Source organism: Hoylesella buccalis ATCC 35310 (assembly GCF_025151385.1).
GTDB lineage: Bacteria > Bacteroidota > Bacteroidia > Bacteroidales > Bacteroidaceae > Prevotella > Prevotella buccalis.
The window spans coordinates 361,479-386,200 of the sequence record NZ_CP102287.1 but is presented as its reverse complement, the minus strand read 5'-3'; the positions used below and the strand labels follow the sequence as shown (position 1 = coordinate 386,200).

Here is a 24,722-nt window from a genome sequence, read left to right as displayed (position 1 = left end):
AGCCTGTTTTATGCAAAGATAGTGCAAGTCGAATGCAAAGAAAGCTTGTTTACTTTGCTAAGGCGCTGCCTATCTTATGCAAAGATAACAAAAATCGAATAATAGCCACAAGAATTATCATTCTTTATGACGATTTAAGTGCTAGCTAAAAAATGGATGCCGATTAGCGAATAAACAGAAAAGATGTAAAAAGATAAGTCACACCAAACAATACAATCACCTAACCCTCATGAAGAAATGCCGTGGGGTGTGGCATGATGGCACTAGAAACAAAGAGGAGAAGCGCCAAGACGAAGCTGCCAAATGATGGTCTACCCTACACACCATCATCTTCCTCTTCCATATCTGCTTCCGATTCCTCACCCTCCGTGTTACCGGTATCCAACAGGGTATCTTTCTGGATGGATACAGCACCAAGGTTTGATATCTTCATAACCAAAGGAACATACTCGTCACTCATTTTGTCGGGCGATCCGATACTCACTGCAAAAATGAGGTTGTTGCCTTCAACTTTATCAAAAACAATACCTAACAATGCGCTGTTTTTACGATAAAGTTCATCAACATAGTTTACAAAATCAGCTTTCGTAAACGTCCTACCATAGAATTCGCTTTGGTCTTTTCGAACGATACTCAGTTTTATCTTATTATCATAATATTTGTTGCCTGCCCCGTCATCCGCTAACGGTAGCGAAGAGTCAGCTTGCCTTGATACATTTACATGATACACCGAGCCTACCCATTCAACAGGAATCGACTGCTCGTAGTCGCTCATAGATTGCGTGGCCTTCTTCTTGACAGGCTTTGGCTTCTGCGTGATGATTGTCTTGTCTTGTTTCTTTTCAGAACAAGAAACGATACCACAACCTACAACTATAATCAAAAATAAACGTAAATACAATCGCATGAGTTGATTCTATATATAATGTTTCCTATCTTATAACTTACTTGTGGCGTGTTGTGCTTCACCCCCATCATCAGGAAGAAAACCAGAACCGTCCATCATTTGCAAAGGTACAAATAAAAAATGACAAAAAAAATCATTGCACACAAACTAGACAAAAAAAAGAAAAGCGCCCGCTAATCACTTAGGGGACGCTCCATATCATCCTGATCTTACAAACTAATTCCTATAGAATCTCATTTAAATATATAAAAGTTCAGTTCTTGTATTTATCTACTGTTATGCGCAACTAATCATTTAGTTGATTATGGTTAGGAAATTTCCTCCATCTATAGCAGGTGATATCTGGCAATATAGAGATGTCTTCCCGATTGGGTAGGTCACCTGCTCCACGGCTATCGTCTTGCTGCATAGTGACTTCTTAGTCATGCTTTTAGATGCGTTGTCAACCTCTAAACCCCAGACTGCCATTAAAATGGCTAAAATCAAGCGCATTCAATTAGTTAAAGTCTAGTTAAATTACTGTGTCGATTTTATGTTATGACGAGAGTATGATAAAAAGGTTTAATCCTATCAATAAAAAAAATGAATTGAAATGGGGGGGTAATGGTCAGAACGACCGTATCTTTCCATCTCAATAATTTGTCGTTGAACAAAGAGTGAGCGTGCCACGAACGACACGATTTGTACATTATTTTACCCAAATAATGCCCCAAAAACGGCTCTTCAAAAGTTTCAATCTAGAAAAAATTGATAGGCAAACAGGGAGCAAACAAGTGATGATTCGGTGAGAAAAAAGCAGTTGTTCCAGCAAAAACAATGAGATGACACGGCAAGATTCATCAGTTTGCACCTCTACTAACATGACATTACAGCGTTAAAGCATGCAAATTAGCATTGAAAAGCAATGACTTTGGCTGAAATCAACATGAACCACCGAGGAGAAACGACGCATGAAGACGGTAGAATATTGTATATCAACGTCTTATCAACATCGCTCATTTTCGGCGAATTTTCGGTCAGCAGCAAGTTCGTTTGTAAATAAGCCAAGGAGAAGAAAGATGATTGTCAATATAAATTACCACCAAATGAACATTGATTACAAAAAATACTTAAATCGTTGTGGAAAACAACACTTTGTAGTATATTTGCACGGTATTATAAAATTAAAATATATAAAAGTAAAAAATGGGACACCATAATCTTGACGCATTAGATAAGAAGATTCTCACGATGATTGCTGAGGATGCCCGTACTCCATTTCTGGAGATTGCCCGCGCATGCAACGTTAGCGGAGCAGCCATCCATCAGCGCGTGCAAAAATTGATAAATTTGGGGGTGATTAAGGGTTCGGGATTCATATTCGATCCAGAGAAGATTGGCTACGAAACCTGCGCTTTCGTTGGTCTGCACTTGAAAGATCCCAGTGATTTTGACCGAGTGGCCGACGAATTGAAGAAGATTCCGGAGGTGGTAGAATGCCATTGCCCAACGGGTGATTATGATTTGTTCATCAAGCTATATGCCACAAACAATCATCACCTGATGAGCATTATCTATGATAAATTGCAACCCCTGGGACTGTCGGGAAGCGAAACCATGATTTCGTTCCGCACCGTAATCGATCGCCAATTGCCCGTTGCTCAGATGAAGATAGAAGAACGCAGCGAGATGGTTGATGAAGAGGCAGATCCAGAGCCGTAGTTTTACGAGAAAGAAACGACACCAAATATAACGGGTGGAAGATAAATACATTTTTGAGTATTTAACTTCCACCCGATTTGCTGGGTAGCTGCAGACGCAGTTTCTACTCTTCTTGAACGAAGAAACTTAGAGCAATTTGGCCAAAGAGGAATATTTGAGAATGGCTCTTGACTGACTGAGCAGCCGATAAAACTCGCGTGCAGAATTTTTGACATAGGCTTGTTTGAGCAGATGAATGCATCCCTCCATATCGTTGCCTGTCATTTCGAGCGGGATGGCAACCAGGCCATCTTCATCATGAATGGTGGCGTCGGCTAATATCGTGATGAGCTTGCTCTGTTTAATCAGCTTCAGCAAGATGCTCACGTCGTTGAGTTCAACGCGTATTTTGAGCTTGCTGTTTTCACTATGAATCATATCATCGAACGAGTTGCGAGCCTGTAAACCGCGTGCCGGCATGGCAGCATCGTACGGAGCCAAATCGTCTAAGGTCAACGACTTCCGCTTTGCCAATGAATGTTGCTCACTGACCACTACGGACAGATGGTTGTTGAAGAGCACGTGGCTCTCTATCTTATCGTTTCTGTCGGTAGGTTTGAAAGCCAGCACAAAGTCAACTTCCCGCCGTTGCAGCATGTCCATCAGCTCACTCATGGTTTTATAAAAAACATTGAGGCGCACATGTGGGTACAGTTTCATGAATTCGAGAACGGTCTCGGTAAGCAAAGGACTGAACGTGAACGTAACGCCGATGTTCAATTCGCCCGTCAGCATGTTCTTCAGGTCGTCCATCTTCTGCGTGCAATCATCGACATCAATCATCACTTTTCGGGCATATCGCATGAATTGTTTACCGGCTTCGGTGAGCGAAACCTCGTGACTGTTTCGCTCAAACAAGATGGTGTCGAATTCGTTCTCAAGCTGGCGTATCTGTTGAGAGAGGGTGCTCTGTGTGATGAACAGCGCCTTTGATGCCTCAGAGAAATTCAACAATTCGGCCACCTTGAGAAAGTATCTTATTTGTCTCAGTTCCATAGTTTACCTCATTCAGTTGGTTACATCATATTCAATCTACGTTACGTGTAGCGCGATAGGATATCTTGTTGAGGAAGAAGATGGGCAATGTGGCACCCAACACCATTCCTAAAATGTCAAAAGCGCAAGTGAATCCGTTTGATGTACAAAGATACAAATAATGATTGAATAAATCTTCATCCTGTGTAAACAAACACATAACCAAAGCCTCGACAGTTCGATAGGCATACATACCAGGAATCATCGGCAAGAGAGATGGGAAAGAGAAAGTCTCAGGTGGACACTTAGCCATTCTGGCCAGTGCCACTGCCATGAAGCCAATGACCAAAGAGGCCACGAAACTGGCTACGATAAGGCTCTCTGGGTGATAGGCGTTGTTCATCAAGAAATATCTCACGCCATGGCCTACGGCTGAGATGAGGGCGCAATAAGGATACGCATTGTGCGGTGGGTTGCTGATACTGGCAAATCCTATGCCTGCCAGAGCACCAAAAAATGCGTCTTCTAAAACGCATAAAAAGAATGCCATAACTATACGATTAAAACATTTTGAGATTCATCAGCAGTATGCCACCAGCCAATCCAACAGAGAGGCAGAACGTAAGGATCATGGAATTCATGAATCTGCTGAAAGACACAAGATACTGACCTTGTATAAGATCGCTAAGACTGTTGATATACGGGATGCCTGGTATGAGGTACAAAACACTGGTACCCAATGCCACATCGGGCTTGTCACCCAGTCCGAAGACATATCCCGCCGTACCGATAACGGCAGAAAAGAAAGCACAAACCATGAAAACCAGTTTGACATCCACATGTTCTTCCAACAACACCTGCTTCAATCGGAAGCCCAACAGCGTAGCCACGAAGACGATGACCATGGCCAACAAATCGCCACCGAACAAGCGGCAGAATGACATATTTGCAAGTGAAGCAAGGAACAACACCACACACTTGTTGGTAAACGGCGCAGAAATGATGCGGGCAAACTCTGTCTGAGCCTCCTCAAACTGAATATGACCGTCAGAAACGGCCCAACTGAGTTTGCTCAGTTGGGTGTTTTTGTAAAAGCTGATACCTGTGCTCGGCGTTTTCTTGAAGTACACGCTTGATTGTCCCGTTTCCGGATCAAAGTGTGCCAGATGGATACTACCGGGCAAAATAGTCATTTCTATGTTTAGCTTCCACACCTTGGCCATGCGGTCAACGTTCTTCTTTATCCGTGTGCAGGTCGCTCCACAGCCATAAAGCCATGAGGCATAGTCGGCCAGAAACAGGCATATTGACTTGGTTTGGTCAGCCACTTGCAATTGATTATTCTTCGTCCCAGTCATAGATATCGAATTCATCTGAAAGCTCAAATAATTTATGTCCTTTGGTGTGCCTTCTCATTTTAACAGCTTCACGCATGATGAAGATGACACCTAACATTAAAATAACACTACTCCAAATAATGATTTGATTGTCCATAATTACTATCTTGTTAAAGTTTTACGCTAAAGATTCAAAATCGAAGTGCAAAAATTGTTGGTGTTTGGATTGTACAAAAAACATGAAAAACACCGCGGAGGTTGCCATGCGGCCGGGGGCGCGAAGCCCCCGAAGAGCACAATCAGCAATACAAAAAAAGCAAAAGGGAGACCGCAGTCTCCCAAAGATTAATTAACTTTGTATTGTATATGTATCATCAATTAACCTCGGAGCAAAGGTCGCAAATTTTCGCCTTACTCCAAAAGAAAATAAAGAGAAAAGAAATTGCCCTCATTGTGGGTACGAGTGAAGCTACGATCAGTCGTGAGCTAAAGAACAACAGCACGCCATCAGGAAAGTATATCTGGACAAAGGCGCACGACATGGCTATGCAGCGCAGAAATAGAACGGTAAAGAACTCCAAACTCTCCGACGAATTGGTCTGGAGAATCAAGGAATATATCATCAATGACCAGTGGTCTCCAAGACAAATATCTGGTTATCTGCGCAAGAACGAGGGGATAAAGGTGTCCCACCAGTCCATCTATAACATCATCCACAATGACACGACAGGGGAACTTGCCAGGCACACAAGGCATAAGATGAAATACAGGCATCGTCCCAAGGGCAGACATCTTCCAATCAAGGACAGGGTGAGCATCCATGAAAGAAGCAAGGAAGTTGACGGGAAGAGATTCGGGGATTTTGAGATGGACTTGATCGTAGACCCTGCCCAGCACGCCATACTCACGCTGGTGGAGAAGTCCACCAATATGCTGCTCATGCAGAAACTGCCATTCGGGAAGCAGTCAAAGCCCCTGGCAAAGGTGGTCAGGAAACTGCTGCTGCCATACAAGGATTGTCTGAAGACCATTACAACAGACAACGGGCCTGAATTTGCGGCACATAAGGACATTACCAAGTTCTTAGGCGTGCCCGTGTACTTCGCTGATCCATATTGCTCATGGCAGAAGGGAGCTATTGAGAATACAAATAAGCTGATCAGACAATATATACCGAAAAAGGATTCGTTTGAACATTACACAGACAAGAGAATTATGTCGATACAAAAGAAATTGAACGAAAGACCGAGAGAAAAATTAAACTTTTCTACACCAAAACGAGAATTCTTCAAACACGTTTTGTAATTTTGCACTTGCTGGTTGACTCTACACGCTGCAAAGGTAGGAGGATAAACACCCGATTTTACGTTTCTGTTACGGTTTGTATCTATACCAGCATTCGGTAGATGATGGATGAAAATTGAGACTTCAAGTTGTTTTGTAAACTTTGAAATAACCCTACAAAGGAACGATGTGCTAATGATAATGCGGAAAAACAAATACTTGATAACATCATGACAAGCTGTTTGTTACATAGATTCACCTTGAGTAACAAACTAATTGGTGTTTGCTCTGTTTTGTATGGAACGTTGTCACGTATTTAGTAAAAACGATTTGATTTTCTTTCTCTTGGCATTTGGTTCTATGAATATCTGTTATTGGTTTTACCATAGAAAGGGGAAAAAATGAACCTACCATGTGTCTTTCAGTGATGAAATATATATGACGATTCTAAAAACGACAAATATCTATTTGCCTTTCTTTGAAAAATAAATTATCTTTGTCATACTAAAGCATGAATCAATCATTCAACACAAAAACATTATGAGAAGTATCACATCATTTGAATTGCAGTATGCACCCCGTTTTTGTAAAATACAATAGATGGAGTAGCCATCTCACTTCTACCTAATATTATATACATGATGACATGTTAGACGCAAAAGCTCCATACATTGATAAGAAGATATGGGTCGTCATCATACTGGCCTTTCTTCCGATTCTCATCTTGCGCGACTTCACTCCTGCGAATGAAGGTAGGTACCTCATCATTGCCGATGAAGCAATCAGGTCGGGTAACTTCATTTCCTTCACTCTCCATGGAGAGCCTTATGCAGATAAACCACTTTTTTATCTTTGGTTAGTAATGCTTTGTCGATGGATATCGGGTGGACACTACATGATTTTGTTGAGCCTGCTTTCGTTTATTCCTGCTTGTGGCATTGCCGCCATCATGCTTTCATGGACAAACAATCTGTTCTCAGAGCAAAATAGAAAGACGGCCACCTTGATGCTAATGACCACTGCTTACTTTGCTGCAACGGCATTGGTTGTACGCATGGACATGCTGATGGTGCTGTTCATAGTGCTGGCTTTTCGTTTCAATTTATCTATCAGTGGTACTATTCCTACCGACGCCATGCCTCCCTCCTCCCGCTCGGCTTTTGGATTATCAGTCTGATAGGTAGTTGCACCATCGTTATATACGGTATCATTCGCCGCAATCCAGTCTCGATTCTGGGACAATCATTCGGATTTGTGGCCTATGTACGCAACATTGTCCTTCTATCCAGACAGCGTAAAAGCGGTGATCAATAACACTAAGGCGACCTGACATTCAGCAAAACTACTTGCAAAACATCAAAGCAATGAACACATCCTTAATTCTTCTCAGTATCGTAGGCCTCATGGCTGGCATGCTTTCCAGCTCCATCGGGTTTGGTGGCGGCATGCTGCTGCTACCCATCGTCACCTCCGTATACGGCATAGAGGTGGCCGTTCCCGTATGTACCATCGCACAACTGCTAAGCAATGCCTCGCGCGCCATCATCGGATGGAAAAGCATTGAATGGAAAAAAACGCTATGGTTTTTGCTGCCATCCATTCCCCTCACGGCCCTGGGTGCTTACGGTTTCTCCATTGCGCCCAAAAACATCATGACCATTATCGTAGGCTTTGCCTTGATACTGTTTGCCATTCAGAAACTCCGTGGCAAGCTGCACTTTCCACAACATCCGGCAACCATGGTCATGGGTGGTTGCGTCACGGGATTCATCAACGGCATGTTGAGCATTTCAGGGCCGCTGAGCAGTGCGGCGTTCCTCACATTAGATTTAAGTCCGGTGTCGTACATCGCCAGTGAAGCCACAACAGCAACGGTGATGCACGTTGTTAAAATCGTGGTTTATGGCAAGCTGAATCTGGTTAACGAGCAAATCATCATCGCTGGTCTTGGCATTGCCGTGGCGATGATTGTCGGCAACTACCTGGCCATGCGATTCATCAAGAACGTTGACAAAAAGAAATATCAAAAAGTGGTAGCCAGCTGTATGATACTTTTATCGTTGTTCCTCATCATCTCGGCGATGTGTTAATATATATTAATTATGAATGATTCTTGACATCTGTTTGTCACTTTTCAATTAAAAGCATTACCTTTGCATCCGCAAACAGAAATGACAGCATTAGTTGAGGTGCGTTAGTTCAGTTGGTTAGAATGCCTGCCTGTCACGCAGGAGGTCACGAGTTCGAGTCTCGTACGCACCGCCAACCAATCATTTCTCCATGCACTTGGTGCGTTAGTTCAGTTGGTTAGAATGCCTGCCTGTCACGCAGGAGGTCACGAGTTCGAGTCTCGTACGCACCGCCAACAAATAGTTTAGACATTAAGTCTGAATGGATTTAACAACACATCAGTATCATAGCTCCATGGAGTTATGATATTTTTTTTGCCCTCTACCCGTGATAAATCTGTTAAAAAGCTCAAAAAGCGGGTCAGTCGTAAAACCCAGTTGCAACCCTCTCCCCCTCATGCACATAATTTCATAAGCCTATAAAGGAAGAAAGGAATATCCGTTACTCCCCTGAACTGTGCCCTGAAGGCTTTGACTTTTGCGTTGAAGGATTCAGCATTGGCATTTGTGGCTCTGTTGACAAAGAAATTGAGTATGGTATCATAATGGTTCTTAAAGGTGTCAATTACCGTATAGAAATTATCCACGCCCAACTTCTCTACCTCGTTAAACCACTTAGCCAGTTTCAATCTTGCAGCGTCCTTGATGCTTCTGGCATTATAAATATCGGTAAGTTCCATGGCCAGGTCATAGGCTTTTTTGAGTTCCGGGTAGTTTTCAAAGATTATTTCAGCCCTTAGCCTTTGCGATTCTGTCCACTTTGACTTGTGTTTAGTCAGTATAAACTTCGCCCTGGCAAGCAGTTGCTTGCGTGTGTCACCGTTGCTGTATCTGAATGGCCTGTAGGTTTCGTTCTTGGCTTTGGCTTCCTTCATCTCCTCATTTTCTCTGTCCCTTGCCATCCACCTGTAGGCTATGCGCATGTCGTCCAAAGCGTCATAGTAAAGCTTCTGCACATGAAACCTGTCATTGGTGATGAGTGCCTTGGGGAACACCGTGCGCGCAATGATCATCATAGAGGAAGACAAGTCGAGCGTTATCTCCTTGACAGTCTTTCTTTGGAAAGGTCAATCTTTTCCAGAACACGAATCACATCTTCGGCTTTTGTTCCCCTGACCACAGCTACCAGCGTACCCCTGCCACCTTTGCCAGCCTTGTTGGTCAGAAACGTATAGACCTCACCGCTGCTCAGACAAGTCTCATCGATACTCAGGCTCTCTCCCAGGTTCTCATCAAACAGCAGCCAGTCTCCCGCATGCGACAACTGCTCCCACTGGCGATAATCGCTGAAATGCTCCTTGTATTGGGTGGAAAGCTGCTTGCCGTCTACGCCATAGTGAGAGCCGATACCTGTAATGCTCTCCGCAGTAGACTCAATTCTATTCTTTTAAAAAAGAAACGAACTCAGGGGAAAGTTTGCTGCCCTCAGTTGTCAAGTCATCGTAAGAATAACTGAATATCTCACCCGTGGAACTGTCACGCCATTTTCGACGGCGGACATGAAGGTAAACGGGCTTGCCACGAAGGGGAAAGTCATGGACAACCCGTTCGGCGGTAAAGCCGTAACTGCTTACCGTGCCGGACTTGCGGTCAACCTCTTCCATAAAGTTACGCTCATCCAACCAGAAGTCTATCTGGGAAATACTCTCTTGGATATCTATCACATCAAAATAATCTGCGAGTATCTCTGGAAAGATACAACGCAACAATTGCTCGGTCTTCATGATGCAAAGATAACAAATACTTATGAAATTATGTGCATGAGAGGGAGAGGGTTGCAACTGGGTTTTACGACTGACCCCAAAAAGCAGATGAAACAGACATTTACTTTTCCGCTTTTTATTTACTTTTGCACACATTCATTTCAATAAGTTTCCACAAATGAAGAAACAATATTTCATCTTGATTTTAACAATGGTCGCTTTCTGTTCGTTACCGATCAAAGCGGCAAGTGATGACGACGCCCCGAAACGCTGGGGATTACAACTGGGAATGGGCAAGACTTCCGTAGGAGACAATTCGCCAGAAAACCAACCCTTCTATGTTTCCAATGACAACGAAGGGAACCTATTTTCACTCAACGGTGATTATTTTCTCAATCAAAGACTGGCCTTGACTGGTGGTTTGTATTTTGAACAAGCCGGACTTATTACAAGCTTTTCCAGTGGAATCGGACTGAAGAAGATTAATACAATGGGCCTCACAGCCGGTGCCAAATATTACTTTTTTCCCAAGAAATGGATCATCCAGCCGCACGTTGGCGCCTCCCTTCAAACCAATTTCCTCAACCTTAGTCGTTCACAGGGCAAAGGCAATTATGCGGTCACCGAAGCATACCCCGGAACAACCCTTTATATGGAACACGATGTACAATGCCCAGCTTTGAGTATTATACCACAGTTGGGCGTTGACATTCACCTTTTCAGCACCGTTTCGCTCTGCCTCGACTGGGACTACCGCTTTGGTTTAGGGGGACATCAACGCGCAAATATGCGATTTATCAACGGTCCTTTTACGGGACAGCCGAGCCTTTTCGAGGCAGAAAAGTTCAAGACCGCCTTCACCATCGGTGTCAAAATGGATTTCCCCACGCGCAAAATCAGCCAACGCGCATACAACAATGTCCTGTGGCTGCTCAGGGGGTGGATTGAAAGCAAAGCGCAAAACAGATGACTCGAGCATGACTAACTTTCGGCAACAAACCATCATTACTTTGTCATGCTATGCACATGGCTTTGTAAAAAGAATATTGTAACTTTGCAATATCACAGCAAAACAATAGAAAGAAATGAAAAAGTTTTTTACACTTTGCACGCTCTTGGTATGCTCATCACTCCTCGTGATGGCTCAACCCAAGAAACCAAAACTAGTAGTAGGCATCATTGTAGACCAAATGCGTTGGGATTATCTGCCCTATTATGAAAGCCGGTTTGGGGAAGATGGCTTCAACCGCCTGATGAATGGAGGCTTTAGTTTCGACAACCTCAACATTAATTACACCCCTACCGTTACCTGCGCAGGCCACACGCACGTTTATTCAGGCTCGGTGCCAGCCATCTCTGGCATTGCCGGTAACAACTTTTACATCAACGGCCAGCGTGTTTATTGCGCCGACGACAATACCGTTAACAGCGTAGGAAGTCAGTCGAAGGCTGGCAAGATGTCGCCCCGCAACCTCAAAGTGACGACCATGACCGACGCTTTACGACTGGCCAACGATTTCAGATCGCGCACCATTTCAATCTCCATCAAAGACCGTAGCGCCATCATGCCTGGCGGACATACGGCCAATGCAGCCTATTGGATGGATGTATCGGCCGGTTCTTTCATCACCAGCACTTACTACATGAACGAGCTTCCCGCATGGTTGAAAGCCTTCAATAAGAAGAATTACGACATCATCAAACGCGACGTGCGCACCGATCCGGAAGGAAATTCCATCTTGGTGCGTCTGGCCATGGAGGTTCTGGACAACGAAAAACTGGGGCAAGGCGATGAAACCGACTTCCTGGCCATGAGCTTTTCGTCGACCGACTATGTGGGTCACAAATACGGTGTGAGAAGTAAACAAACCGATGCGATATACCTCAACCTGGACAAGGAGTTGGGCAAACTACTCAACAAGTTGGACGAAAAGGTGGGAAAAGGCAACTACCTGCTGTTCCTCACAGCCGATCACGGAGCTTCGCATAACACAGATTACCTCCGCGCACACAAAATTCAGGCCGGAACATGGGATGCTCGCGCAACCATGAAGGCTCTCAACGAACACCTCACTTCCAAATTTGGAGTGGCCAAACCATTAGTTAAAGACTACATTGAATACCGTATCTATCTTGATCATGAAACGATTGGCCAATCGAACCTCGATATCCAAAAGGTAAAAGACGAGATTGCGGCATTCTTGAAACAAGACACGAAGATTGAATTCGTGGTTGATTACGAGAATTTAGAGAATCTATCCATGCCCGCCAGACTGAAAAACATGATGCGCAATGGATATAACGCCCAGAGAAGCGGCGACATGGAGGTGGTACTTTCGCCCGCTCATTACGAGCATGCAGGCACGGCTCCTCACCAAGGAACCACGCACGGAGTATGGAATCCCTACGATTCGCACATCCCATTTGTACTTTACGGCTGGGGAATTCCACATGGCAGAAGCGCGTACGAAGCGACCATCAACGACATTGCACCCACCATCTGCAACCTTTTGAAGATACAAGTGCCGAACGGCAGCATTGGCAAACCGCTTCCATTTAAGGAATGATGAAACGGTTTGATTAGTCCCAAATCATAAGAAATCAACAGCTCGTCCCCTCGCCTATCATGGCTTTCTGCACATGAATGGCGAGGGGATTTTGTTTTGTGCTAGCATCATTGAGTTTCTTGAACAAGTGACAACGATTTTAGGGCAAAATACACAGCATCCAAACTCATTGACTTTGGGCTGCAAAGTCATACAGATTGGCTTGCAAAGTCAATGACATTGGGGTCTAAAGTCATGGAGATTGGAAACGGAAAGCAAAAGTAAGAAAATGGGAAAGTGCAAAGATATGGGACTACCACTCAATGCACTTTCCTATTATTTCTTGTTAAGTAATTGTTTAACAACGAATTAAACCAATCAAGCATCCTTGTTTATTGACTCGTGTTATTTCATCTGTTCCATTCGTTGTTGCAAAAACCTTTACTCCTTAAACTTCTTAGCAGCCCTGAGCTGCTGACGCATGCTGCTGAGCAGCAGTTGGCTCTCTTGGAGCAGGTTGAGATAGACAAGCGACAATTGGAAGGTCTCGTTGTCCTGTGCCATCTGTATACGATCGATATGCTTCTTACGATATTCACTCAACTCTGTTTCAAACTGGTCGGCCTTATCCAACAACTCCCGATAGTTGTCAAACCGACCTGTGGCAATAAGATTTTCTGTTTGGGTTAAAAAGTCGGTGATTTTCAGACGGATAGGTTGATATTCGTCAATGAGACGCTGCGTGATAGGAGTAAAATTGTTGTCAACATGTTCTTTGATAGGCTCAAGCATACGACGCAATCCATAGATGTATTGCTGCGACGCGTTCATGCCCACATGGAACCACGTATTGCGTTCAATGGCGAGGTCGGCAGGTGCCTTACGCAAAGCCATCAGTTCCTGTCGCCGATATTTCGTAAGTGATGTTTTCTCATTGCGCAGCGCACTCAGACTGTGCCTCAACACATTTGGTTTATCATTGATAAATCCGTCCAAGATGGCATTGTATTGCACATTGGCAAAACGTGTCATGTAACTTTGCGTACGACTGACATGTTTGCTCAGTAAATCCCAGAGAATAACCGGATCTTGCGTGCGCATCATCAAACGGTAAGTATCATCTTTGCCCGAGCCGCTGTCCGACTTATCCTTCGACCCTCTAAATAAACAATAGATTACTAAGGCGATGAAGACCGCTTGTGCTAAGATACCTCCATAGAACATGAGCAAGGCTACCACAGCGGCGCAAAGAAATGCAACGCCAGCCGTGATAAACCAACCGCCGATGACAGACAATACACCCGTTACACGGAACACAGCACTCTCGCGACTCCATGCCCGATCGGCCAAGCTGGTACCCATGGCAACCATGAAGGTAACATAGGTGGTAGACAATGGCAACTTGTAGTTGGTACCAAAGGTAATCAGCATGGAAGCCAAAACCAAGTTAACCGCTGCCCGAACCACATCGTAAGCAGCACCATCATCTAAAGATGCGGCCCGGTGATCAAATCGGCTGTTTATCCAATCGATGATTCGATTAGGAATGATTTTCATGACATACGAGTTGGTATTTTGTGTGAAGCGAACGATACTGCGTGCGGCACCACTCGATCCAAACATCTCGTCGCCCTCGTCTTGTCGTGCCAAATCAACCGAAGTTTTAATCACGCGATGAGCTTTCTTTGATGTGGCCATGGCTATGATCATGATGACGCCTGCCAACATTAAATAAAATGGAGGTGTTTTGGCACTCTCAACCAAACTGGTCATCAAGAAAGAAGTGGGAGCAGTGCCGTTACCCTGCGCCAAATAAGTTTGATACGAATCAAGTCCGGCAAGCGGAACGCCGATAAAGTTAACCAAGTCGTTGCCAGCAAATGCCATTGCCAAGGCAAACGTTCCCATCAACACAACGAACTTGAAGATGTTCACCCCCATGAGATGCATGAACTGCATGAGGATGGCCGAGCCGATAAAGGTATAAACAAGCAACATGCCTACGTGGTCATTGATGTATTGCCGTGTAGCTTCGGATATATAAGGAGACTTCCCTAAACCCTTCATAAAGATGAAGTAAGCCAAAGCGGTGAATGCGATGCCACCAAAAATGGCAATGGCATAACGCATGTTTTTCTTGTAATTGAAAGTAAAAATGATACGCGTAAGATACTGCACGACAACGCCAAACGCAAAAGCGATGGCGACACTCACAAAGATGGCAATAATCACTTTTAAGGCCTGTTCTGTGTTCAACAAATCACTGAATCCGAGGGAAGAGTCGGCTATCATCTTGATAATGGCCAACATGAAGGTGGCACCCAACAGCTCGAAGACCATGGAAACCGTGGTAGAGGTAGGCATTCCCAAGCGATTGAAGATATCCAAGACAATGACGTCTGTAACCATAACTGCCAAGAAAATAATCATGACCTCATGGAAACTAAACTGGGCTGGATTCATGATGCCATGCCGAGCCACATCCATCATGCCCGATGACATGACTGCGCCTAATACTACACCAAAGGAAGCAATGATGAGGATGGTGCGAAACTTGGCCACCTTGGCTCCCACTGCCGATTGTAAGAAGTTGACAGCATCGTTAGAGACACCTACAAATAAGTCAAAAACTGCCAAAGAAAGCAGGAAAATGACGATGCACAAATAAATTGTTAACATTGATATGGTTTAATAATGAATAATCAAAGTACAGTCTGGCATAGCACCTACTGATTTTGTGAGCAAAAATAGCGGAGTTATATTACAAGTCTTTTAAACACATATTACAATCGTATTACAATCGCAAATAATTAAAATTATGCATCACCACTGGTTGTTTTCAATTTAAAAATTGTACCTTTGTACCTTAAATATTGAGACATTACATAGAGATGAGTAAAGATAATTTGACTCATGCGTTGACAAGCACGGTTGAACTGCTGTCCCAACCAGAATCACTCAACAACTTGTGCCATCGGCAGCGTGATGGATACCCTATCCCATCTGGTAAAACACTGCAAGAAATCATAGACTTGTCAAGAGCCATTCTTTTTCCTGGATATTATGGAAAAGCATCGGTGAACATTCAAACAATACAATATTATATAGGTGTAAACGTAGAGCGATTTCAACGCTTGATGGAAGATCAAATATTAGCTGGACTCCGTTTCTGTGAAGACTGCGAGACTACGTTGAGCGAGTTGGAAGCAGACGAACAGAAAAAGATGGCCAGGGATTTGTCGTTCAAATTGGTCAAGAAACTACCTGAAATACGTGAAAAACTCTCAACAGATGTCATCGCAGCTTACAATGGCGACCCTGCGTCTGAAAGCCGGGCTGAGATTATAGCGTGCTACCCTATCATCAAAACATTGGCAAACTATCGCATCGCACACGAACTCTATCTACTCAAAGTTCCTCTGATACCCAGAATGATGACAGAAATGGCTCACTCGGAAACTGGAATCGATATTCATCCGGGCGCACACATAGGCAGATACTTCACCATTGATCATGGTACAGGTGTCGTTATTGGTGCCACATGCACGATTGGCGACAACGTGAAAATATACCAAGGGGTAACCTTGGGGGCTAAAAGCTTTCCGTTGAACGAACATGGGAACCCTGTCAAGGGCATTCCACGTCATCCCATCATTGAAGACAACGTCATCATTTATGCCAATGCCACCATCTTAGGCAGAGTTACCATCGGTAAGGGAAGCGTCATTGGCGCCAATGTTTGGGTGACAGAAGACTTGGCTCCCGACACAAAGAAATACAACAAGAATTAAGTTTTCATTATTTTAATACAACTATTATTTATCAATTCAATCAAATGGAATTTGAACTCATCGCCAAAACTTTCATGGGCTTGGAACCCGTTTTGGCACAAGAGCTGACCCAACTGGGTGCAAACAATGTACAAATAGGACGCAGAATGGTGTCATTTACTGGTGATCAGGAAATGATGTACCGCGCCAATTTCCAACTCCATACGGCCATTCGTATTCTAAAACCCATCAAGCACTTCAAGGCTCGCTCTGCTGAAGAGGTGTATGATGAAATCAAGACGGTGGACTGGAGCCAGTACATAGAAAAAGGTAAGACATTCTCCGTCGACTCGGTGGTTTATTCTGAAGAGTTCAGAAATTCCAGATTCGTGACCTACAAGGTGAAGGATGCCATCGTAGACCAATTCAGAGAAAAGACAGGAACACGTCCAAATATCTCGGTGAGCAATCCTGACATGCGCCTACACATACACATTGCCGACGAAGATGCAACGCTTTGTTTGGACTCGAGTGGAGAGTCGCTGCACCGAAGAGGCTACCGACAGGAATCTGTAGAAGCTCCTTTGAACGAGGTGTTGGCTGCCGGAATGATCTTGATGACAGACTGGAAAGGCGAAACCGACTTCATTGACCCGATGTGTGGCAGTGGTACGTTGTTGATAGAAGCGGCGCTGATTGCCCGAAACATGAGCCCTGGCATCTTTAGAAAGGAGTTTGCATTCGAGAAATGGCCCGACTTTGACCAGGAGTTGTTCGACCGTATCTATAATGACGAGTCGCAAGAGAGCGAGTTCACGCACCATATTTATGGATATGACATTGACATGAAAGCGGTGAACACGGCTCGACTGAATGTTAAAGCAGCGGGACTAACCAAAGATATCACGATAGAACAGGCTGATTTCAAGAACTTTAAGAAGCCTCAAGAACCCAGTATTCTCATTACCAATCCGCCATACGGCGAGCGTATCTCCACGCCTAACTTGCTCGGAACCTACAAGATGATTGGCGAACGACTGAAACATGAGTTCATGGGCAATGATGCTTGGATATTGAGTTATCGTGAAGAGTGTTTCGAACAGATTGGCTTGAAACCATCTATCAAGATACCAGTGTACAACGGAAGCCTTGAATGTGAGTTCAGAAAGTATGCTATCTTCGACGGAAAGATGAAGGAATTTCGTGCCGAAGGAGGCATCATCAAGACCGAAGAGGAAAAGAAAGAGATGGCTGAAAAGCATCGATTTAAGAAAAATCGCGAGTTCAAAAAACGCTTAGAAGAAAACGAAGAGAACGAAATTGCGGATATCCGCTCGTTCAAATTTCATTCCTTGGAACGAGTACAGGAAAGAGACGAGCGCAAAAAAGGCGGAAACCGCCGCAACGACCGCTCGTATGATAGTAACGATATGCCTGATTACAAAGGCAAGAAACGCTTTGACAAAGACGGACGTGGACGGTCATTTGGTAAACGAGGTGGTAAAGAACGTGGAAGAAAGAATTATCAAATAGACGATTATGAATAAAACTTGGTTCAGTTTTCTTACCCTCATTGCCCTATTCGTAGGTGGCCAAAAGGTTATGGGACAGAAACTATTCACACTCGAAGAGTTAAACTTTGGAGGGAAAAACTATCGAAAGTTCGTCCCAGAAAATCGCTACACTACATGGTGGGGCGATGAACTGATTCGCACAGAAGCCAGCCAATGCAGCGTTATCGACAAGAAAACGGGCAAAGAGCGCATCATGTTCACGCTGGAAGAAATAAATAAATACGCAACAAGCGACAGATCCAGCCAGGTTAAAAACCTGTTTGACGTTTCGTTTCCTTACCCTCGCAAGCCACTGGTACTGCTGCGCAACGGGGCAAACATGAGCTTGTACAACTGGAAAACGAAAAAGACTGCATGGTGCATAAGCACTGCTGACCAGGGCGAGGTAGCCGAATGGAATGCCAAATCCAAGGCAACTTCGTATATAGAACCTAAAAGTCAGCAACTCCATATACGCACCTCTGATGGCAACGACACTCAGTTGACAACCGATGGAAGCAGGGAAATCGTGTATGGTCAAAGCGTACACCGTGACGAGTTTGGCATACACAAAGGTATGTTTTGGGCACCAAATGGACAGAAATTGGCATTCTATCGCATGGATCAGAGCATGGTGGCTGACTATCCGCAGGTAAACATCTTCGGCAGAATAGCAAAATGCGAGCCAGACAAATATCCTATGGCAGGCGAGACAAGTCACAAAGTAACGGTGATGGTGTATGACTTAACCACGAAAAAGACGGTTACTTTGCAAGCTGGTGACCCCACTGACCGATATTTTACTAACATTGCATGGAGTCCAGACAGCAAGAACATCTATATGTTTGAACTGAATAGAGACCAAAATGACTGTCGGTTGGCAAGCTACGATGCACAAACAGGCAAAAAGATCGCTGAACTTTACCGAGAGACGCACGATAAATATGTAGAGCCACAGCACCCTATTACATTCTTGCCTTGGGACAACAACCTCTTCATCATGCAAAGCCAACGTGATGGTTACAACCATTTGTACCTATACCAAACTAATGGTAAGTTGGTCAAGCAGCTTACCAAAGGCAAATGGGTGGTGTTGGACGTGATAGGATTCAATGCAAAAGACAAGTCGATTGTCTATACTTCTACCGAAAAGCATGCGCTGCAAACCAACACATACACCGTAAATGTCAAGACTGGAAAGCGTAGATTGTTGGACAACGGACGTGGCTATCACAGTCCGTCATTATCCCCTTCTGGTACATTTATCGTAGATAAGTACAGCGAACCCACCGTTCCACGCAACATAGAAATTATCAATACTGCCAACGGAAAGCGCACCCAGTACTTTGAAGCGGCTGACCCGTGGAAAGAATATCAGGTGCCAACCTTTACATGTGGCACCATCAAAGCTGCTGACGGCACGACCGACTTGTACTATCGCATGGTGAAACCAGCCAACTTTGATGAAAACAAGAAATATCCTTTAGTGCTTTATGTGTACGGAGGACCTCATGCACACAACGTAGATGCACGTTGGCATTACGCTTCTCGCAGTTGGGAAACCTACATGGCACAGAAGGGATACATCCTTCTCATACTCGATAACAGAGGAAGTGAGCGGCGAGGAAGGGATTTTGAACAAGCAACATTCCGCCAATTAGGTCAGATAGAGATGCAAGACCAAATGAAGGGCATTGAATATGTGAAGACTTTACCATACGTCGATGCCAACAGAATAGGCGTACATGGTTGGAGTTTCGGCGGTTTTATGACCATTTCGCTGATGACAAATTATCCCGAAACCTTCAAAGTGGGTGTTGCTGGCGGTCCTGTCATTGATTGGAAATGGTACGAAGTGATGTATGGAGAACGCTATATGGACACACCACAAGCCAATCCAGAGGGCTATGCCAAGACTTCCTTGATACCACAAGCCAAGAATTTGAAAGGCAAATTACAAATTATTCAAGGCACTAACGACAAAACGGTAGTGCCGCAACACTGCTTGTCGTTCATCGCTGAGTGTATCAAACAAGGCACTCAACCCGATTTCTTCGTCTATCCGGGTGAACCACACAACATGAGAGGACACCAAAGTGTTCACCTCCACGAACGCATTACACAGTACTTTGAAGATTATCTGAAATAAAAAAGGAAACATACGCATGAAGATATTATTATTAGGTAGTGGCGGAAGAGAACACGCCTTGGGCTGGAAAATAGCACAAAGCAAACGAGTAACCCAACTGTTCATCGCTCCCGGCAACGCTGGAACAAGTGAAGTAGGCACCAATGTCGACATTCAGGTGAACGATTTCGATGCCATCAAAGATTTTATTTGCAACCAAAAGATTGACATGGTTGTCGTTGGACCCGAAGATCCACTTGTGAATGGCATCTATGATGCGTTGAAAAATGACTCTCGAACCAAAGACACCGTTGTCATAGGACCATCGAAAGAAGGGGCAAAACTGGAAGGTAGCAAGGATTTTGCCAAGGCTTTCATGAAACGCCACCACATTCCAACCGCCCGATACCACACCTTTACGGGCGAGACTTTAAATGAAGGACTTCGCTTCTTGGAGACTTTAGAGGCTCCATACGTGTTGAAAGCCGACGGACTATGTGCCGGCAAGGGCGTTTTAATACTCCCTACGCTGGCAGAAGCACAGCGAGAATTAAAGGAAATGTTAGGTGGGATGTTTGGAAAAGCGTCGGCACGAGTCGTTATAGAGGAATATCTAAGTGGAATAGAGTGCTCTGTTTTCGTCTTAACCGATGGCAAACATTATCAAATTTTGCCAGAAGCAAAGGATTACAAGCGCATTGGTGAAGGTGATACAGGGCTGAATACAGGCGGCATGGGCAGCGTCTCACCCGTCCCATTTGCAGATAAGGACTGGATGAAGAAGGTGGAGGAACGAATCATTCAGCCAACGATAAAGGGACTATCTGAAGAAGGTATCGACTACAAAGGTTTTATCTTCTTTGGCTTAATCAATGTGAAAGGCGAACCCATGGTGATAGAATACAACTGTAGAATGGGCGATCCAGAGACCGAAAGCGTAATGCTGAGACTTGAAAGCGACCTTGTTGATTTGTTTGAGGGCACTGCCGAAGGCAACTTAGACAAGCGTGTTGTCACCTTTGACGAACGCGCAGCCGTGTGCGTCATGCTCGTCAGCGGCGGTTATCCGCAAGCCTATACCAAGGGATATCCTATCTCAGGACTCGAAACGGTAAAAGACAGCATTGTCTTTCACAGCGGAACGGCGGTGAAAGATGGGCGAGTTGTAACGGCTGGCGGCAGGGTTTTGGCCGTTTGTTCATACGGAAAAGACAAAGACGAGGCACTGAATAAGAGTTTTGCAGCAGCAAAAAAGATTGATTTTCAAGACGTATATTTCCGAAAAGACATCGGCAAAGACCTATAAATGTCTACGCTCGCTCACACGAAGATCGGCTGGCCAATCCATCAAGTACGAACAGCTGTCGTCACCGATGCTTTAACTCGAGAATGCACTTACAGTGTCGTTTGGTTTGATTCATGACGCATAGATTACAAAACAGAATAGCAGGAAGTCGATATGCCCTGCCCATCACCATGGTATATGCGATAGGCATTTGGTTCATGGGCGGTTTGCTTCAACAGCAGTTGTGGCCTCAGTTCATACTGATGCTCATGACTACTTTGACCATGGTCGAACTGAACAACCAGCACAGTTTGATACGAACCTATAGTCGCATGCTGTCTTGTTCGTATCTTGTACTCTCTGTCGCTGCCCTACCCTTGTTTGTTCACCTGGATGCCTGCATCGTTCAACTTTGTTTTGCCCTCACTTATTTGTTCATGTTCCGCGCCTATCAAGACAAATCGGCCATCAGCAGCGTGTTCAATGCGTTCTTCTTCATCGGTGTGGCCAGTATTTGGTTTGTCCAAATACTATTCCTTATCCCCATTTGGTGGATTATCTTGCGGTTTTACGTCATGGGCATGGGCTGGCGAACCTTCTGGGCATCGCTGCTGGCTGTCATCACTCCCTATTGGTTTGTAGGAGGCTATTACGTCTATCGGCACGATGTTGGCACACTCATCCATCACTTTTCCAGCATCACCGACTTTGCACCTCTCTTCGATTTCCAAAGCATTTCCTCGCTGAACCTGCTGACGCTCTGCTTTATCTGTGCATTGGGCATTATCGGCATGCTGCATTTTCTCCTCAACAGTTCAAAAGATAAGATTCGCATTCGCTTGTTTTTCTCTTCCTTCATGTTGATGATGACAGCCACCATCGTATTCATCATCCTGCAACCCACGCACCTAACCAACCTCTTACCTGCACTCATTATCAGCGTTTCATCCCTTATCGGCCACTACATCACGTTCACCGGCTCGCGCCTGTCGGGCATTACTTGCCTCACGCTGTTCATCATCACGCTGACCATCACGGGTTATCAACTATGGATACATTGATAGATCTCTTGATACAATACGGCTATGTGGGCATGTTCTTGGCCTCGCTTTTGGCCGGATCGGTCTTTCCTTTCAGCAGCGAAGCCGTCATGGCGGGTCTGTTGGCAGCTGGTCTTAACCCCTGGCCCCTGGTCGTGTACGGCACCATTGGAAACGTCATGGGGTCGTTGTTCAATTATTTCATCGGCACGTTGGGGCGATTAGACTGGATAGAGAAATACCTACATGTCAAACCCGACAAGCTGGATCGCGCACAACGCCTGATGGCCCAGTACGGCGCCTGGATAGGTTTCTTCGCTTTTCTGCCCATCATCGGCAGCGCCATAGCCATTGTCTTAGGACTGGTAAGAGCCAACATCTGGGTCACCCTCTTCTCTTTCACCTTGGGAAAAATATTCAGATACCTACTTATCATTTATGGCATGAATCTCATTTTATAAGCATTACATACATGACACGCTCAATGAAAAAATACCTTCTGCTGCTCACGGTCACGCTCATTCTCGCATCTTGCACCACCAACCCGCAAGACACGAGACGAAAAATCACGGTGACCATAGAGCCACTTCGTTATTTCACCGAACAAATTGCTGGTGAGAAGTTTGTTGTGAACACCATGGTTCCCCAGGGCGGAAACCCCGAAACCTACGAACCAACCGCCCAACAAATGGTGAAATTGGCCGAAAGCGACCTGTACATCAAGGTGGGAAACATTGGCTTTGAACGCACATGGATGAAAAAACTGAGCCAAAACGCGCCACATACCATCATCATCGATTCGTCTGAAGGCATTGAGTTGGCCCACTCATCACACGGCGTTACTGATCCACACACCTGGATGAGCACCAACAACGCAAAGCAAATCGCACGAAACATCTACGAAGCGTTGGTCAGCATCAATGCACGAGACAGCGCCTCCTACAGGCGAAATTACGAAGCCTTGATAGACACCATTGAGGCTACCGACATGCGACTGCGCGAACAGCTCACGCGTGACAAGTCGCAGGCCTTCCTCATTGATCACCCTGCCCTCACCTACTTTGCCCGCGACTACGAGCTTTTACAGATTCCAGTGGAGGAAGAAGGGCGCGAACCCAGTGCCGCCCAACTGAAAAAGACCATCCAGTTGGCCAAGGACAAGAAGGTGAAAGTGATGTTTGTGCAGAAGCAGTTTGAAACCAGAAGCACGAAGATAGTCAGCCAAGAGGTGGGTGCAGAAACGATAGCCATCAACCCTTTGAGCCACAATTGGAGTGAAGAAATGGTGAGTATTGCCAAAAAACTAAAATAACCGCATGACACCCATCATCCAATTAGAAAACATCAGCGCGGCGTACGGACAGAAAACGGTTCTGCAAGACGTGAACCTCACCGTGTACGATCACGACTTTCTGGGCATCATCGGACCGAACGGTGGTGGCAAAACTACCCTTGTACAACTCATCATCGGTCTGAAAAAGCCGAGCGAAGGACAAATCAAGTTCTACCGAAACGGAACACTTTCAGACCACATCAGCATGGGTTATCTCCCACAATACAACGACATCGACAAGAAATTCCCCATCTCGGTGCAGGAAGTAGTGCTGTCGGGACTGAGCGGACAAAAGAAATTGTTCTCCCCATTCACGTCCAAGCACCACCAAATGGTGGATGAAACACTCGCCAGAATGCAGCTCACCGAACTGCGCCGGCGTGCCATCGGCACCCTGAGTGGTGGCCAGTTGCAGCGTGTGTTGCTGGCTCGCGCCATCGTAGCACGACCAGAAGTGCTGATTTTGGATGAACCTAACACCTACATTGACAGGCAATTCCAAGAACAGATGTACCAAATGCTCAACGACATCAACCGCGATTGCGCCATCATCATCGTGAGCCACGACATTGGCTCCATCCTGCAAAACGTGAAGGCCGTGGCCTGTGTCAACCACAATGTACACTACCATCCCGACACAGAGCTGTCGATGGTTGAGCTGGAGCAACACCTCGGCTGCCCCATCAACTTGTTGGGACATGGACGCATGCCTCACCGCGTGCTCAAAGCCCACACGGATTGAAGTTGAATGCTCGCTACGTCAGCAGCTTTCAGCCATCGCACACCCACTTAATCATTCTATACACAACCGGGCAAACACTCTAAAAATAATTGGGCGAATGGCGAATGCACCCCTGTGCATCCCCACCCTTTCCGCAAAAAAACACTGTTTCATAAACCTCTCATTGACAGTGTTTTATAAGAGAGATTGACCACATTTTCAAAGTCATGGAGTTTGGGTATCAAAGTCATGGAGTTTAGCCTCCAATCTG

The 24,722-nt window shown here is 45.1% G+C and carries 22 protein-coding genes, 2 tRNA genes and 1 pseudogene; 17 read left to right on the top strand and 8 right to left on the bottom strand.

Going from position 1 to position 24,722, the window contains the following annotated elements; genetic code table 11:
* Window positions 1–316: 316 nt before the first annotated feature.
* Window positions 317–883 (bottom strand): DUF4738 domain-containing protein, encoded by a 567-nt coding sequence (locus NQ518_RS01705; RefSeq protein ID WP_309565652.1) that lies wholly within the window; start codon window positions 881–883, stop codon window positions 317–319.
* 1,209 nt (window positions 884–2,092) lie between these two features.
* On the opposite strand from NQ518_RS01705, the gene NQ518_RS01700 reads away from it, so the two are divergent.
* Complete coding sequence (locus NQ518_RS01700) at window positions 2,093–2,608, top strand: Lrp/AsnC family transcriptional regulator (protein ID WP_004350492.1); 516 nt, start codon at window positions 2,093–2,095, stop codon at window positions 2,606–2,608.
* Between the two features lie 126 nt (window positions 2,609–2,734).
* On the opposite strand, the gene NQ518_RS01695 is transcribed toward NQ518_RS01700, so the two are convergent.
* The 4 genes from NQ518_RS01695 to NQ518_RS01680 are packed head-to-tail and all read right to left on the bottom strand — an operon-like array spanning window position 2,735 to window position 5,116.
* Window positions 2,735–3,643: a LysR substrate-binding domain-containing protein gene (locus NQ518_RS01695; protein WP_227961026.1), complete on the bottom strand. Its 909-nt coding sequence runs from the start codon at window positions 3,641–3,643 to the stop codon at window positions 2,735–2,737.
* 31 nt (window positions 3,644–3,674) lie between these two features.
* A complete protein-coding gene (locus tag NQ518_RS01690) occupies window positions 3,675–4,172 on the bottom strand; it encodes a threonine/serine exporter family protein (RefSeq protein WP_227205611.1) in 498 nt (165 codons plus the stop codon).
* Window positions 4,173–4,182: 10 nt separating this feature from the next.
* Window positions 4,183–4,980, bottom strand: coding sequence for a threonine/serine exporter family protein (locus tag NQ518_RS01685; RefSeq protein WP_227205613.1), 798 nt, complete (start codon window positions 4,978–4,980; stop codon window positions 4,183–4,185).
* Window positions 4,961–5,116: a hypothetical protein gene (locus tag NQ518_RS01680; protein WP_227961027.1), complete on the bottom strand. Its 156-nt coding sequence runs from the start codon at window positions 5,114–5,116 to the stop codon at window positions 4,961–4,963. Before NQ518_RS01680 ends, NQ518_RS01685 begins: the two co-directional genes overlap by 20 nt.
* 209 nt (window positions 5,117–5,325) lie before the next feature.
* Between NQ518_RS01680 and NQ518_RS01675 the strand changes: the two genes are divergently transcribed.
* The 6 genes from NQ518_RS01675 to NQ518_RS01650 all read left to right on the top strand — a co-directional run bounded on the left by NQ518_RS01675 (window position 5,326) and on the right by NQ518_RS01650 (window position 8,608).
* Window positions 5,326–6,264 (top strand): IS30 family transposase, encoded by a 939-nt coding sequence (locus tag NQ518_RS01675; protein WP_227208636.1) that lies wholly within the window; start codon window positions 5,326–5,328, stop codon window positions 6,262–6,264.
* A gap of 625 nt (window positions 6,265–6,889) precedes the next feature.
* Entirely contained in the window at window positions 6,890–7,420 is a 531-nt protein-coding gene (locus NQ518_RS01670; protein ID WP_227205617.1) for an ArnT family glycosyltransferase, read from the top strand.
* Window positions 7,348–7,557 (top strand): lipid-A-disaccharide synthase N-terminal domain-containing protein, encoded by a 210-nt coding sequence (locus NQ518_RS01665; protein ID WP_374211146.1) that lies wholly within the window; start codon window positions 7,348–7,350, stop codon window positions 7,555–7,557. Before NQ518_RS01670 ends, NQ518_RS01665 begins: the two co-directional genes overlap by 73 nt.
* A gap of 50 nt (window positions 7,558–7,607) precedes the next feature.
* Window positions 7,608–8,333 carry a sulfite exporter TauE/SafE family protein gene (locus NQ518_RS01660; protein WP_227961029.1) on the top strand — a complete coding sequence of 242 codons (726 nt, stop codon included), beginning with the start codon at window positions 7,608–7,610 and terminating at the stop codon, window positions 8,331–8,333.
* Between the two features lie 98 nt (window positions 8,334–8,431).
* A tRNA-Asp gene (locus NQ518_RS01655) sits at window positions 8,432–8,508 on the top strand.
* Window positions 8,509–8,531: 23 nt separating this feature from the next.
* A tRNA-Asp gene (locus NQ518_RS01650) sits at window positions 8,532–8,608 on the top strand.
* A gap of 159 nt (window positions 8,609–8,767) precedes the next feature.
* Here NQ518_RS01650 and NQ518_RS01645 read toward each other — a convergent pair.
* Together NQ518_RS01645 and NQ518_RS01640 are read right to left on the bottom strand one after the other, a co-directional pair.
* Window positions 8,768–9,750, bottom strand: a pseudogene (locus tag NQ518_RS01645) (ISAon1 family transposase).
* Window position 9,751: 1 nt separating this feature from the next.
* Complete coding sequence (locus NQ518_RS01640) at window positions 9,752–10,096, bottom strand: ISAon1 family transposase N-terminal region protein (RefSeq protein ID WP_227960382.1); 345 nt, start codon at window positions 10,094–10,096, stop codon at window positions 9,752–9,754.
* Window positions 10,097–10,253: 157 nt separating this feature from the next.
* Between NQ518_RS01640 and NQ518_RS01635 the strand changes: the two genes are divergently transcribed.
* Both NQ518_RS01635 and NQ518_RS01630 read left to right on the top strand, forming a co-directional pair.
* On the top strand, window positions 10,254–11,045 hold the full coding sequence (locus NQ518_RS01635; RefSeq protein ID WP_227961031.1) for an outer membrane beta-barrel protein: 792 nt from the start codon (window positions 10,254–10,256) through the stop codon (window positions 11,043–11,045).
* A gap of 115 nt (window positions 11,046–11,160) precedes the next feature.
* Window positions 11,161–12,642 (top strand): alkaline phosphatase family protein, encoded by a 1,482-nt coding sequence (locus NQ518_RS01630; RefSeq protein WP_227961033.1) that lies wholly within the window; start codon window positions 11,161–11,163, stop codon window positions 12,640–12,642.
* A gap of 420 nt (window positions 12,643–13,062) precedes the next feature.
* Here the strand turns inward: NQ518_RS01630 and NQ518_RS01625 are convergent, their stop codons facing one another.
* Window positions 13,063–15,300, bottom strand: coding sequence for an inorganic phosphate transporter (locus NQ518_RS01625; protein ID WP_227961034.1), 2,238 nt, complete (start codon window positions 15,298–15,300; stop codon window positions 13,063–13,065).
* Between the two features lie 212 nt (window positions 15,301–15,512).
* Between NQ518_RS01625 and epsC the strand changes: the two genes are divergently transcribed.
* The 8 genes from epsC (at window position 15,513) to NQ518_RS01585 (ending at window position 24,472) form a co-directional block, all read left to right on the top strand.
* Window positions 15,513–16,412 (top strand): serine O-acetyltransferase EpsC, encoded by a 900-nt coding sequence (gene epsC, locus NQ518_RS01620; RefSeq protein ID WP_227961036.1) that lies wholly within the window; start codon window positions 15,513–15,515, stop codon window positions 16,410–16,412.
* A 44-nt stretch (window positions 16,413–16,456) separates the two neighbouring features.
* On the top strand, window positions 16,457–17,938 hold the full coding sequence (locus tag NQ518_RS01615) for a THUMP domain-containing class I SAM-dependent RNA methyltransferase (RefSeq protein ID WP_227961038.1): 1,482 nt from the start codon (window positions 16,457–16,459) through the stop codon (window positions 17,936–17,938).
* Complete coding sequence (locus NQ518_RS01610; RefSeq protein WP_227961040.1) at window positions 17,931–20,093, top strand: S9 family peptidase; 2,163 nt, start codon at window positions 17,931–17,933, stop codon at window positions 20,091–20,093. Before NQ518_RS01615 ends, NQ518_RS01610 begins: the two co-directional genes overlap by 8 nt.
* Before the next feature lie 16 nt (window positions 20,094–20,109).
* On the top strand, window positions 20,110–21,378 hold the full coding sequence (gene purD / locus NQ518_RS01605; RefSeq protein WP_227205634.1) for a phosphoribosylamine--glycine ligase: 1,269 nt from the start codon (window positions 20,110–20,112) through the stop codon (window positions 21,376–21,378).
* A 113-nt stretch (window positions 21,379–21,491) separates the two neighbouring features.
* Complete coding sequence (locus tag NQ518_RS01600; protein WP_227205636.1) at window positions 21,492–22,418, top strand: hypothetical protein; 927 nt, start codon at window positions 21,492–21,494, stop codon at window positions 22,416–22,418.
* Entirely contained in the window at window positions 22,406–22,858 is a 453-nt protein-coding gene (locus NQ518_RS01595; protein ID WP_227205638.1) for a YqaA family protein, read from the top strand. The genes NQ518_RS01600 and NQ518_RS01595 overlap by 13 nt, the downstream gene beginning before the upstream one ends.
* Window positions 22,859–22,881: 23 nt before the next feature.
* A complete protein-coding gene (locus tag NQ518_RS01590; protein WP_227205640.1) occupies window positions 22,882–23,709 on the top strand; it encodes a metal ABC transporter solute-binding protein, Zn/Mn family in 828 nt (275 codons plus the stop codon).
* 4 nt (window positions 23,710–23,713) lie between these two features.
* The gene (locus tag NQ518_RS01585) at window positions 23,714–24,472 is read left to right on the top strand and encodes a metal ABC transporter ATP-binding protein (protein WP_227205642.1); all 759 of its coding nucleotides are present in this window, start codon (window positions 23,714–23,716) and stop codon (window positions 24,470–24,472) included.
* Window positions 24,473–24,722 lie beyond the last annotated feature (250 nt).

Excerpts from the sequence above, each read along its gene's own strand:
- NQ518_RS01700 (WP_004350492.1), top strand. The coding sequence starts at position 2,093 with ATGGGACACCATAATCTTGACGCATTAGATAAGAAGATTCTCACGATG.
- NQ518_RS01695 (WP_227961026.1), bottom strand. The coding sequence starts at position 3,643 with ATGGAACTGAGACAAATAAGATACTTTCTCAAGGTGGCCGAATTGTTG.
- NQ518_RS01690 (WP_227205611.1), bottom strand. The coding sequence starts at position 4,172 with ATGGCATTCTTTTTATGCGTTTTAGAAGACGCATTTTTTGGTGCTCTG.
- NQ518_RS01685 (WP_227205613.1), bottom strand. The coding sequence starts at position 4,980 with ATGACTGGGACGAAGAATAATCAATTGCAAGTGGCTGACCAAACCAAG.
- NQ518_RS01680 (WP_227961027.1), bottom strand. The coding sequence starts at position 5,116 with ATGGACAATCAAATCATTATTTGGAGTAGTGTTATTTTAATGTTAGGT.
- NQ518_RS01675 (WP_227208636.1), top strand. The coding sequence starts at position 5,326 with ATGTATCATCAATTAACCTCGGAGCAAAGGTCGCAAATTTTCGCCTTA.
- NQ518_RS01670 (WP_227205617.1), top strand. The coding sequence starts at position 6,890 with ATGTTAGACGCAAAAGCTCCATACATTGATAAGAAGATATGGGTCGTC.
- NQ518_RS01660 (WP_227961029.1), top strand. The coding sequence starts at position 7,608 with ATGAACACATCCTTAATTCTTCTCAGTATCGTAGGCCTCATGGCTGGC.
- NQ518_RS01640 (WP_227960382.1), bottom strand. The coding sequence starts at position 10,096 with ATGAAGACCGAGCAATTGTTGCGTTGTATCTTTCCAGAGATACTCGCA.
- NQ518_RS01635 (WP_227961031.1), top strand. The coding sequence starts at position 10,254 with ATGAAGAAACAATATTTCATCTTGATTTTAACAATGGTCGCTTTCTGT.
- NQ518_RS01630 (WP_227961033.1), top strand. The coding sequence starts at position 11,161 with ATGAAAAAGTTTTTTACACTTTGCACGCTCTTGGTATGCTCATCACTC.
- NQ518_RS01625 (WP_227961034.1), bottom strand. The coding sequence starts at position 15,300 with ATGTTAACAATTTATTTGTGCATCGTCATTTTCCTGCTTTCTTTGGCA.
- epsC (WP_227961036.1), top strand. The coding sequence starts at position 15,513 with ATGAGTAAAGATAATTTGACTCATGCGTTGACAAGCACGGTTGAACTG.
- NQ518_RS01615 (WP_227961038.1), top strand. The coding sequence starts at position 16,457 with ATGGAATTTGAACTCATCGCCAAAACTTTCATGGGCTTGGAACCCGTT.
- NQ518_RS01610 (WP_227961040.1), top strand. The coding sequence starts at position 17,931 with ATGAATAAAACTTGGTTCAGTTTTCTTACCCTCATTGCCCTATTCGTA.
- purD (WP_227205634.1), top strand. The coding sequence starts at position 20,110 with ATGAAGATATTATTATTAGGTAGTGGCGGAAGAGAACACGCCTTGGGC.
- NQ518_RS01600 (WP_227205636.1), top strand. The coding sequence starts at position 21,492 with ATGACGCATAGATTACAAAACAGAATAGCAGGAAGTCGATATGCCCTG.
- NQ518_RS01595 (WP_227205638.1), top strand. The coding sequence starts at position 22,406 with ATGGATACATTGATAGATCTCTTGATACAATACGGCTATGTGGGCATG.
- NQ518_RS01590 (WP_227205640.1), top strand. The coding sequence starts at position 22,882 with ATGAAAAAATACCTTCTGCTGCTCACGGTCACGCTCATTCTCGCATCT.
- NQ518_RS01585 (WP_227205642.1), top strand. The coding sequence starts at position 23,714 with ATGACACCCATCATCCAATTAGAAAACATCAGCGCGGCGTACGGACAG.